This is a genomic window from Streptomyces sp. NPDC088124, assembly GCF_040685895.1.
Taxonomy (GTDB): domain Bacteria; phylum Actinomycetota; class Actinomycetes; order Streptomycetales; family Streptomycetaceae; genus Streptomyces.
Genome location: NZ_JBFBJB010000055.1, coordinates 31,133 through 42,311 on the forward strand (window position 1 = coordinate 31,133; position 11,179 = coordinate 42,311).

Sequence of the window (11,179 nt, forward strand, 5' to 3'; positions counted from 1 at the left end):
CGGTCACGCCTGCTCCTCGAAGAGGCTCGTCACCGAACCGTCCTCGAACACCTCACGCACCGCCCGCGCGATCGTCGGCGCGATCGACAGCACCGTGATCTTGTCCAGATCCAGATTGCCCGGATCCGGCAGCGAATTCGTGAACACGAACTCGCTCACCTTCGAATTCTTCAACCGGTCCGCGGCCGGACCCGACAGCACACCGTGCGTCGCCGTCACGATCACGTCCTCCGCGCCGTGCGCGAACAGGGCATCCGCCGCCGCACAGATCGTGCCACCGGTGTCGATCATGTCGTCCACCAGCACACACACCCGCCCCGACACATTGCCGACGACCTCGTGCACCGTCACCTGATTCGCGACATCCTTGTCCCGGCGCTTGTGCACGATCGCCAGCGGCGCACCCAGCCGGTCGCACCAGCGGTCCGCCACCCGCACCCGGCCCGCGTCCGGCGACACCACAGTCAGCTTCGACCGGTCCACCTTCGCCGCCACATAGTCCGCCAGCACCGGCAGCGCGAAGAGGTGGTCCACCGGACCGTCGAAAAAGCCCTGGATCTGGTCCGTGTGCAGATCCACCGTCAGGATCCGGTCCGCACCCGCCGTCTTCATCAGATCCGCGACCAGCCGCGCCGAGATCGGCTCCCGCCCACGGTGCTTCTTGTCCTGGCGCGCGTAACCGTAGAACGGCACGATCACCGTGATGGACCGCGCCGACGCCCGTTTCAGAGCGTCGATCATGATCAGCTGCTCCATGATCCACTTGTTGATCGGAGCGGTGTGGCTCTGGATCAGGAAACAGTCCGCACCGCGGGCCGACTCCTGATAACGAACGTAGATCTCACCGTTGGCGAAATCGAACGCCTTGGTCGGCACGATCCCGACACCGAGTTGTTGCGCGACCTCCTCGGCCAGCTCGGGGTGGGCGCGGCCGGAGAAGAGCATCAACTTCTTCTCGCCGGTCGTCTTGATCCCGGTCACAGCACTGTCTCCTCAGACGTGTTGATGGCCGCCGAGCCCGCGCGTCCCTGCGAGGAGTCCCTGCAAGCCAGCCGAATCGTGCAGATGTGCAGTTATCACGGTACGCCGTGATCGGTGCGCCTCTTTCCGGTCAGCTTTCCCCCGCGCCACTCCCGGAGGCCGACGCCGCCGCCTGCGCCGCGGCGCTCCCCGGCCGCTTCCGGGCCACCCAACCCTCGATATTCCGCTGCTGGCCACGGGCCACGGCCAGCGAACCCGCCGGTACGTCCTTCGTGATCACCGACCCGGCGGCGGTGTAGGCACCGTCCCCCACCGTGACAGGCGCCACAAACATGTTGTCCGAACCCGTCTTGCAGTGTGAACCGACCGTCGTGTGATGCTTCGACTCACCGTCGTAGTTCACGAACACGCTCGCCGCGCCGATGTTCGTGTACTCACCGATCGTCGCGTCCCCCACGTACGACAGATGCGGCACCTTCGTGCCCTCACCGATCGTCGCGTTCTTCATCTCCACATACGTACCCGCCTTCGCGCGCACGCCCAGCCTCGTACCCGGCCGCAGATAGGCGTACGGACCCACCGTCGCGCCCACACCCACCTCCGCACCGTCCGCCACCGTGTTGTCCACCCGCGCGCCCGCACCCACAGCCGTATCCTTCAACCGCGTGTTCGGGCCCACCTCGGCGCCCTCCGCGAGATGCGTCGACCCCAGCAGCTGCGTCCCCGGATGCACCACCGCGTCCTGCTCGAACGTCACCGTCACATCCACGAACACCGACGCCGGATCCACCACCGTCACCCCGGCCAGCATCGCCCGCACCAGCAGCCGCTCATTCAGCAGCCGGCGCGCCTCCGCGAGCTGCACCCGGTTGTTGATCCCCAGGATCTCCCGGTGGTCCTCGGCGACCGACGCCCCGACCCGGTGGCCCGCCTCACGCAGGATGCCCAGCACATCCGTCAGGTACTCCTCACCCTGACTGTTGTCCGTACGCACCTTGCCCAGCGCGTCCGCGAGCAGCTGCCCGTCGAACGCGAACACACCCGAGTTGATCTCCCGGATCGCCCGCTGCGCGTCCGTCGCGTCCTTGTGCTCGACAATCGCGGTGACCGCCCCGCTCGCCCCGTCCCGCACGATCCGCCCGTACCCGGTGGCGTCCGGCACCTCGGCGGTCAGCACCGTCACGGCGTTGCCGTCGGCGGCATGGGTCGCGGCGAGCGCGTTCAGCGTCCCGCCGGAGAGCAGCGGGGTGTCGCCGCAGACGACGACCACGGTCCCGTGCGGCGTGCTCCCCAGCTCCTGGAGCGCCATCCGCACGGCGTGCCCGGTGCCGAGCTGCACGGCCTGGTAGGCGGTGCGTACGCCCTCGTACGCGGCGGAGAGATGGTCCTCGACCTGTGCGCGGGCGTGGCCGACGACCACGACGAGCTGCTGCGGTTCGAGCTCTTGCGCGGCGGACACGACATGTCCGACGAGCGAGCGTCCGCAGACCTCGTGCAGGACCTTGGGGGTCTTCGACTTCATGCGGGTACCTTCACCCGCTGCGAGGACGACGACGGCTGCCGGGCGGTTGGCGCTCACGGAGATGCCCTTCGGCTTCGGGTGATGGTCAATCGCAGGATACCGGGGGGTAGCGGGGCGTAAACGAGGACGGGTCCCGACCGGTGAGGTCGGGACCCGTGTTGAGCGGCTCCCGGGGGAGGACTCGAACCCCCATGATCAGATCCAAAATCTGACGTCTTGCCCTTAGACGACCCGGGATAGCCTTTATGCCCGATTCGATTGATCGGCTCGCGGTGCGGCTCCTACTATGCCGTACCACCAGCCCTCGATGCGACGGTACAGCTCGGCACTTTGCAGGACGCGGACGCAGAGGCATCCGTAGTAGCCCTCGCCGACGTTCTTGCGGATGGTCTTCGGGTTGTGCTGCTTGAGAGTGGTCTTGGTGAACCCATCGGCACCCACCACTTCTTGCCAGAAGTGCTCGGCGGCAGTCACGTCGGCGGACTCGTGGATCTGCAACTGGAAGCGCAACCGGTTCCTGTCCACGCCGAGCAGGTCGATCCAGGCCAGAAAGACGCCGATCATGTGCCGGTCGCTATTGATGAAGTGCACCCGTTCCTGAGGGCGGTCCCCCTTGGCCTTCGCCCCTTCGGACCAGTAGAGACCCACGCCCAGTAGGAACAGTTCGCGATCGGACATCGCTCCGACTTCCGAAAAGGCTGCCTGTCGCGTGTGCTGTCGCTCCTCCTCGCGACGCTTCATCGTTGCCTCCCAGCCGCGCTTGCCGATCGCGGACGCCTGCTCGCGTGTCCTCGCCGGAGGCTTCGGCAGGTCCCGTACCCACAGAGAGATCGAACTCTTCGAGCAGCCCAGCTCGATCTGGATCTGGTCGTACGTGAGGCCCTTCAGGCGCAGTTCGCGCGCCTTGGCCCGCTGGTCGTCCTTGGCGTTCGGGCGTTTGGTCCACTCCGGGGGCGGTTCGCCCTCCAGGAGGCGGTTGAGGAGGTCGTTGTTGTCGATGTGGACGCGGTCGCGGATCTGGCGGCGGCTGAGTCCTTCCCTGCGCAGTGCCACCACCTGGGTGCGAAGTCCTTCGAAGTCGGCGTATTTGCCGGGAAGTATCGTCATGCGTCATATCGTCCTGTGGAACGTGAGCCTCCGGCTCGAATGCTCGGGCTATTCACCAGTTCGAGTGATCGACTCGTGTTCCTGGCGTGTCATGCCGTGATCCGGGGTCCCAAGGTCGCCGGAAATTGGGGTACGGGCCCCCTTAGGCTGGGAGGCATGACCACAACGGGGGCACATCAGGACGCCGCGGGCATGACTGCCCGCGGCTACTGGTGGTGGGGGCGGCGGCGGAGTGTCGTGCTGGACGTGGGGCTGGCGGTCCTGTCGGCGCTGGAGTGCGCGCTGGAGGGGGTGCGGTTCGCTCAGGCCGCGCTGCTGCCGGTGCCGGTGGGGGTGCTGTTCGGGCTGATCGTGGGGGCGATGCTGCTGGTGCGGCGGCGGTGGCCGTTCGCCGTGGTGCTGGTGGCGATCGCCATCACCCCGGCGGAGATGGGCTATCTGATGGGCCTGGTCGGGCTGTACACGCTCGCCGCGTCCGAGGTGCCGCGCCGGATCATCGGGGCGCTGGCGGGGATGTCGTTCGCCGGGACGCTGATCGTGACGGTCGTACGGACGTCGCGGAACGTGGTGGACACGGGGCTCGACTCGGCGCGCTGGTACGTCCCGCTGGTCGCGGTCCTGATGTCGGTCGGGCTGACGGCGCCGCCGGTGCTGCTGGGGCTGTACGTGGGGGCGCGGCGGCGGCTGATGGAGAGCCTGCGGGAGCGGGCGGACAGTCTGGAGCAGGAGTTGTCGTTGCTGGCCGACCGGGCGGAGCAGCGGGCGGAGTGGGCGCGTACGGAGGAGCGGACGCGGATCGCGCGGGAGATGCACGATGTGGTGGCGCACCGGGTGAGTCTGATGGTGGTGCACGCGGCGGCGTTGCAGGCGGTGGCGTTGAAGGATCCGCAGAAGGCGGTGAAGAACGCGGCGCTGGTGGGGGACTTGGGCCGGCAGGCGTTGACGGAGTTGCGGGAGATGCTCGGGGTGCTGCGGGCGGGGGAGCAGGTGGCGGCGCGGCAGGCGGACGGGGTGGCGGGGGTGGCGGTGCCGTTGGCGTCGGTGGGGCTGGCGGCCGCGGCGGCGGCCGCGGCGGCGGCGGAGGACGGTCCGGGGATGGGGGACATTGAGGTGTTGGTGGGTGAGTCCCGGGATACGGGGATGGTGGTGGAGCTGATGGTGCAGGGGGAGTCGCGGCCGTATGCGCGGGAGGTGGAGCAGACCGCGTACCGGGTGGTGCAGGAGGCGTTGACGAATGTGCTGAAGCATGCGGCGGGGGCGAAGGTGATGGTCCGGCTGGCGCACCGGGAGGCGGAGGTGGCGATGCAGGTGGAGAACGGGCCTTCGGACGGTGGGGCGCAGGACGCGGGGTTGCCGAGTGGGGGGAACGGGTTGGTGGGGATGCGGGAGCGGGTGACGGCGCTGGGCGGGGTGTTTGTGTCGGGGGAGACGGACGCGGGGGGTTTCCGGGTGTCGGCGGTGCTGCCGGACCGGCGGGGTGCCGCGGCCTGAGGGTGCCGCGGCCTGAGGGTGCCGCGGCCTGAGGGTGCTGTGGTCCGGAGGTTCGCGGGCCGTGCGCTCAGTGGGCTTCGCGTTCGTCCATGCCGGCCAGTGCGGCCGGGCGTACCGCTGTGGGGCCGAAGCGGTGGCGGGCCCGGTCCGCGGCGGCTTCGGCGGCCCGGGCGCGGTCCTCGCCGGGGTCGAGGGAGAGCTGGCGGTGGGTGCGGGCGGCCGGTCGCAGGTCGTCGGCGCGGAGGGTGAAGGCGCGGACCCGGGCGCGTTGGAGCCCGAGGGTGTGCAGGAGTTCCAGGGCGGCCGTGGTGAGGGCGGGGGAGTGGTCGGTGGGTTCCGGGAGCGCGCGGCCGCGGGTGGTGGAGGTGCGGTCGGCGTATCGCACCGTGAGGGTGAGCCGGCCGGCGGCCTGGCGTTCACCGCGCAGGCGCCGGCCGGTGCGGTCGGCGAGTCCCAGGACGGCGCGGTGGTGCTGCGCCGGGTCGAGGCAGTCCCGGTCGAGTACGAGGTTGGCGGTCAGGTGGGCCGCTGGTTCGTTGGGGGTGACGGGGCGGGGGTCGTGGCCGCGGGCGCGTTCGGCGAGCAGCCGGGCCTGGCCGGCGCCGAGGAGTCGTTGGAGGGTGGCGGCGGGGGTGTCGGTGATCTGGCCGATGGTGTGGAGGCCGTACCGGGTGAGGGTGGCCGCTGTGGCGCGGCCGATTCCGGGCAGTGTGGTGAGGGGGCGGGGGTACAGCCAGGCGGCGGCCTGTTCGGCGGGGACCCAGGTGGTGCGGCCGGGTGGGGAGGCGTCGGCGGCCATGGCGGCGAGCATGCGGTTGTCCGCGAGTCCGGCGCTGCTGTCGATGCCGTGGAGGGCCTTCAGTCTGATCTGTGCCGTCTGGACCATGTCGTAGGGGGACAGGCTGAAGTACCGGAGCGCCGATGTCAGGTCCAGTTGGACGGCGTGGGGCGGGATGGTCTGGACGTGGGGCGTGATGCCGCACATCAGTTCGATTATATCGTCCTGTCGGGTCCCGGTCGGTGTGGCGTGGAGATGGAGGTGGGCGATGTGCCGTCGGCGCCTGGTCATCCCGCGCTCCCGGGGCTTCGGTGGCCGAACTTCTTCAGGTCGGCGGAGCGGGTGCCGGCGGGCTGGAGGTCGGCGTACGGGTGGAGGCGGGCGCCCGTGGTGCCGTTGACCAGGGTGCGCCGGGGCTGGGCGGGGGTCGGGTGCGGGCGGTCGGTGCCGAGGAGGGCGAGCGCGGCCTCGGGGCCGTTGTCGCGGCGGGCGGCGGCGATCTCGTCCAGGTCCCAGGCCATGGTGCCGACGACGGTGCGGCGGGTGCCGCGTACCTGGACCGTGCCGCGCACCAGCAGCAGCCCGCTGTGGAAGACGGTGTGCGCGCAGGCCGGGTGGGAGTCCTCGAAGAAGGCCAGGTCGACCAGGCCGGAGCCGTCCTCCAGGGTGACGAAGATGATCCGCTTCCCGCTGGCGATCGGCGGGGTCTGGGTGGCGGCCCGTACTCCGGCGACGAGGACCCGCTGCCCCGCGCGCGCTCCGGTGAGGTGGGCGGCGTCGGTCGCGCCGATCTCGCGCAGCAGCCGGTGGTGGTGGTCCATCAGGTGCTGGGAGACGTCGATGCCGAGCGTGCTCAGCTCGGCGCTGAGGGCCTCGCGTCCGGTCATCTCCGGCAGGCCGCTGGGTTCCGCCCCGCCGACGGCGCCGGTGTCGAAGGGCAGTTGCCTTCTGCCCGCGGTCCGGTGGCGGGACTGCCGGTGCAGCTCGGCGATCTGTAGCAGCAGGTCACGCCGGGTGAGGCGGCCGTCGTGGAGGGAGTTGAGGGCGCCGATCTCCGCGAGGCGTTCCGCGACCGGTCTGCTGGGCCGGGCCCGCTGCCAGAGGTCCGACAGTGATCCGTACGGGCGGCCCTCCTCGATCCGGGTGGTCTCCTCCTCGGTGATGCCGTGGACCGCGGACAGTGCGAGCCGTACGCCCCACCGTTCCCCGTCCCGTTCTCCGTCGGCGCGTTCCACGGTGTGGTGTGCCGTGGAGCGGTTGACGTCGACGGGCAGGACGGGGACGCCGCGCCGGCGGGCGTCGGCGACGATGACGCGCCGTGGCCACATGCCGGGGTCGTGTTCGAGGAGGCCGGCCAGGAGGAAGGCCGGGTGGTGGGCTTTGAGCCAGGCGCTCTGCAGGGCCGGTACGGCGAAGGCGACCGCGTGGGCGCGGCAGAAGCCGTAGGCGCCGAAGGACTCGACGGTTCGCCACACCTCGTCGCGGACGGTGGTGTCGTAGCCGCGGGCGGCCGCCCGGTCGTGGAACCAGGCCTTGATCCTGGGCAGCCGGGTCTTGTCGCCGAGGGCGCGCCGGGCGATCTCGGCCATCGCGCGGTCGCAGCCGGTCAGCACGGTCAGGGTCTCGATGACCTGCTCGTGCCAGATGGTCACGCCGTAGGTGTCGGCGAGTACCGGTTCCAGGTCGGGGTGGGCGTAGTCGGGCGTACCGCCGTGGCGTGCGGCGATGTACCGCTCGGGCATGCCGCCGGCGACGGGGCCAGGCCGGAAGAGGCTGATGTCGGCGATGACGTCCTGCGGGTCGCGGGGCTGGAGCCGGGAGAGGAGGTCCTGCTGGCCGGGGGATTCGAGCTGGAAGAGGCCGATGGTCTGGCTCTCCTGGATGAGTTTGAACGCGAAGACGTCGTCGAGGGGGACCTGTTCCGGGTCGTCCAGGTCGATGCGGTCGCCGGTGGCCCGTTCGATCTCGGCGACGGCGTGGGCCATCGCGGACTGCATCCGTACGCCCAGGACGTCCAGTTTGATGTTGCCCAGTGCCTCGATCTCCTCCTTGGCCGCCATCGCCATGGGGTAGTCGCCCTGGGGGGTGGGCTGTACGGGCAGCCGGTCCAGGAGTGTCGCGTCGCTGATGATCACTCCGCAGGGGTGCATGGCCATGCCGTGGACCAGGGAGTCGAGGCCCTCGGCGAGTTCCCACAGCGGCCCGTACCGGCCGGCTTCGGCGGCCAGGGGGCGCAGTTCGGGGAGTTCGGCGAGGGCGCTGGTGATGTCGGAGGCCCGCAGGTGGGGGAAGCTCTTGGCGATCCGGTCGATGTCCGCGGGGGCGATGCCCAGCGCCAGTCCGGTGTCGCGCAGGGCCCGGCGGGCCCGGTAGGTCTCGGGCATGGCGGTGACCGCGACCCGTTCGCGGCCGAACCGGGCGAAGATCGCGTCGTAGCACTCCAGCCGTCTGGCGGATTCCACGTCGATGTCGATGTCGGGGAGGGAGTCGCGGCGCACGCTCAGAAAGCGTTCGAACAGCAGCCGGTGGTCGAGGGGGTTGGCGGTGGCGATGCCCAGGGCGTGGCAGACCATGGAGCCGGCGCTGGAGCCGCGGGCGGCGACCCGGATGCCCAGGTCGCGGATGTCGGCGACGGTCTGGCCGACGGCGAGGAAGTACGAGTCGTACTCCAGCGTCGAGATCACGTCCAGCTCTTCGTCGAGCCGGTCGCGGGCGGCCCGGTCCCGGTCCAGGCCGCGCCGGACCAGGCCGGCCTCGCAGCGTTGGCGCAGCAGGCGCCCGGCGCCGTCCTCCCCGCGAGTGCGCGGGCCGGCTCCGCGGGTGCGTGGGTCGGCTCCGCGGGTGTACGGTCCGGCGCCGAAGACGGCCGGTTCCGGGAAGTGCCGGGAGCCCAGGCCGAGGTCGGCCGCGGGGTCGACGGCGCACGCGTCCGCCGTGGCGGCGGTGTCCGCCAGCAGCCGTTCCGCCCGCCGGGCGTCGGCCCCGGCGCATGCGGCGATGCGCCGGGCGAGGTCCGTCATGGCCGCCTCGTCCTTGAGCCAGCGTTGGCCGCTGTCCAGGCGGCGCCGGTCGACGGGCCGCAGCAGCCGGGCGGCGTCCAGGACGTCGGCGAGCCGGTGCTGGTCGGGGTCGGCGTAGCGGACGGCGTTGGAGAGCACGGCGGTGGTACGGGTGCGGTCGGCCAGCGCCAGGGTGCGGGCGGCCAGCCGGAGTGATCCGGGGGCGGTGCCGTTCCCGGAGTGCAGGACGGTCTCCAGCCGTACCCCGTCCCCGAAGATCTCCTTCCACGGCGCCAGCAGCCGCGCCGCGACGTCCTCGCGGCCGGCCGCGAGGGCCCGTACGGGCTCGGAGACCGGCCCGAGCAGGACGGTCAGGCCGGGGCCGCCGTACGCGCGCAGCGCCTCCCAGTCCACGGCCACCGGCGCCGCGCCGCTCGCGGTCCCGGCGTGCGCGGCCGAGGTGATGCGGCACAGCCGCGCCCAGCCGGCCCGGTCCTGGGCGAGCAGGACGAACCGCAGGGCGGGCTCGACGACATGGGCGCCGCCGCGCGCGGGGGTACGGGGCCGCGGCGCCGGAGGGGGCGGCGCGAGGGCCTCCACCGCCAGATCGATGCCGAAGAGGGGGCGGACCCCGTGGGCGGCACAGGCCCGCGCGAACCGCACGGTACCGGTGACGGTGTCACGGTCGGTGAGTGCGAGGGCCGGCAGGCCGCGCTCCGCCGCCCGCCGGACGAGGTGCTCGGGGTGGGCGGCGCCGTAGCGGGCGGAGTAGCCGGACGCGACGTGCAGGTGGGTGTAGCCCGCCATGCCGCACCTCCATCACTCCACCCCGTCGTGATCATCCAGCCGACTCCTCGGTCGTACTCTCGTTCGATTACTCTAACCGCATTTCCCCCGGTCAGCGACTTTTTTCGTACGGATGATCGATAAAGGGGGGTGAGGGTGTGCGGGCTCGGCGGGCGTCCCTCCGTCACATCCGCGCCCCGGCAGCGGAGTTGGGGCGACCGCGCGCGAACGGAGGGTGCGAGGGGGTGGTCGAGGGGGTGGGCGAGGGTGCGTGAGGGCGTGCGCCGACCGGGTCGCGGCACCGCCGGACCCTCTGCGAAAGTAACTCTGGGTGATGCTCGGGAGGGGGTGTGGCTCAGGGGGAGGTCAGCCGGGCCGGCTCCAGGCCGGTGATCAGTGTCTTCAGCGCCTGGTCGATGTCCGGCCCCAGATACCAGTCCCCGGTGTGGTCGACGCTGTAGACGCGGCCCTCGCTGTCGATGGCGAGGACGGCCTGGCCCTCGCCCTCCTCGCCGAGCGGGCTCAGCTCCGTCTCCAGCGACCGGCCGAGATCGGCGAGGGTCCGGGCGTGGTGGAGTCCGGCCGTGGGGTCGATCCGGAGGGCGGCCGGGGCGATCTGCCGTCCGGGGCCCGGGGCGGTGATGCGCAGCCCGCCGAATTCGGCCCACGCCTCGACCGCGGCCGGGAAGACGCTGAGCCGGTGACCGGCCGGGGTGATGTGGGTGCCCAGGATGTCCGCCCACTCCTCGGCCTGCTCCATCTCCCAGCGGCCGGGCCGCCAGCCGGCGTCGCGCAGCGCGGCGTCGACGGGGACGGAGAAGCGGGTGCTGGTGTGCGGACGGGGATGACCGGACTGGTGCACCATCACTGTCAGCCGTTCTCGGTGGGGTCGACGGGCCGTACGCCGAAGTGGGCGAGCAGCGCCGTACAGGAACGGCAGGGCGGGGCGTAGCTTCCGTGCAGCGGGTCGCCGTCCTCGCGGATACGGCGTGCCGTCAGCTTGGACTGCTTGAGGGAGCGCCGGGCCTCGCCGTGGGTCAGGGGTTTTCGTCTGGCTCTCTTGGAGCGCGCGTCCTCGGAGGCGGTGAGGTGGCGGGAGAGCAGGATGGCCTCGGGGCAGCGGCCGGTGAACCGTTCGCGCTGGCCGCTGGTGAGGGTGTCGAGGAAGTCCTGTACGAGAGGGTGGAGGGCGGGCGGCTGATCCGCCTTGCCGGCGGTGCAGGTGAGGGTCTCGCCGCGGACGGAGAGCGCGGCGGCGACGGCCGGCAGGATGCCGTCCCTGCGCTGCCGGACGACGGGCGGGAGCTGCGCCTCGGCGGAGCGCCAGCTCAGGCGCGGGTCGCCGGAGAACCCCGCGGAGCCGAGGATGGGGCCCGTCTCGCCCGGGACGATACCGGCGGCGCCCGGGGCGGTGCCCTGGCCGCCCGGGACGGTGCCGGCGGCCTCCGGGGCGATGCCCGGGGCGGCGGTGCGCCGCGCCGGGTACGCGGCACGCTCCGTGTGCTGTGCGGTGTG

The 11,179-nt window shown here is 71.7% G+C and carries 8 protein-coding genes and 1 tRNA gene; 1 reads left to right on the forward strand and 8 read right to left on the reverse strand.

The window, feature by feature from the left end; genetic code table 11:
* Nucleotides 1-3: 3 nt before the first annotated feature.
* From AB0P17_RS33745 to AB0P17_RS33760, 4 genes are all read right to left on the reverse strand, one after another.
* Nucleotides 4-981 (reverse strand): ribose-phosphate diphosphokinase, encoded by a 978-nt coding sequence (locus AB0P17_RS33745; protein WP_365817040.1) that lies wholly within the window; start codon nt 979-981, stop codon nt 4-6.
* A 130-nt stretch (nt 982-1,111) separates the two neighbouring features.
* Nucleotides 1,112-2,560, reverse strand: a complete 1,449-nt coding sequence (glmU, locus tag AB0P17_RS33750) for a bifunctional UDP-N-acetylglucosamine diphosphorylase/glucosamine-1-phosphate N-acetyltransferase GlmU (RefSeq protein WP_365817042.1) — start codon at nt 2,558-2,560, stop codon at nt 1,112-1,114.
* A 109-nt stretch (nt 2,561-2,669) separates the two neighbouring features.
* Nucleotides 2,670-2,740, reverse strand: a tRNA-Gln gene (locus tag AB0P17_RS33755).
* A 6-nt stretch (nt 2,741-2,746) separates the two neighbouring features.
* Nucleotides 2,747-3,610 (reverse strand): hypothetical protein, encoded by an 864-nt coding sequence (locus AB0P17_RS33760; protein WP_365817044.1) that lies wholly within the window; start codon nt 3,608-3,610, stop codon nt 2,747-2,749.
* A gap of 156 nt (nt 3,611-3,766) precedes the next feature.
* On the opposite strand from AB0P17_RS33760, the gene AB0P17_RS33765 reads away from it, so the two are divergent.
* Nucleotides 3,767-5,101, forward strand: coding sequence for a histidine kinase (locus AB0P17_RS33765; RefSeq protein WP_365817046.1), 1,335 nt, complete (start codon nt 3,767-3,769; stop codon nt 5,099-5,101).
* A gap of 67 nt (nt 5,102-5,168) precedes the next feature.
* Here AB0P17_RS33765 and AB0P17_RS33770 read toward each other — a convergent pair whose 3' ends face one another.
* From AB0P17_RS33770 to AB0P17_RS33785, 4 genes are all read right to left on the reverse strand, one after another.
* Nucleotides 5,169-6,170 (reverse strand): ImpB/MucB/SamB family protein, encoded by a 1,002-nt coding sequence (locus AB0P17_RS33770; RefSeq protein ID WP_365817048.1) that lies wholly within the window; start codon nt 6,168-6,170, stop codon nt 5,169-5,171.
* On the reverse strand, nt 6,167-9,685 hold the full coding sequence (gene dnaE / locus AB0P17_RS33775) for a DNA polymerase III subunit alpha (protein WP_365817050.1): 3,519 nt from the start codon (nt 9,683-9,685) through the stop codon (nt 6,167-6,169). Before dnaE ends, AB0P17_RS33770 begins: the two co-directional genes overlap by 4 nt.
* Before the next feature lie 334 nt (nt 9,686-10,019).
* On the reverse strand, nt 10,020-10,529 hold the full coding sequence (locus AB0P17_RS33780; protein WP_365817053.1) for an SUKH-3 domain-containing protein: 510 nt from the start codon (nt 10,527-10,529) through the stop codon (nt 10,020-10,022).
* Between the two features lie 5 nt (nt 10,530-10,534).
* Nucleotides 10,535-11,032 carry a YwqJ-related putative deaminase gene (locus AB0P17_RS33785; protein WP_365817087.1) on the reverse strand — a complete coding sequence of 166 codons (498 nt, stop codon included), beginning with the start codon at nt 11,030-11,032 and terminating at the stop codon, nt 10,535-10,537.
* Nucleotides 11,033-11,179: the final 147 nt, after the last annotated feature.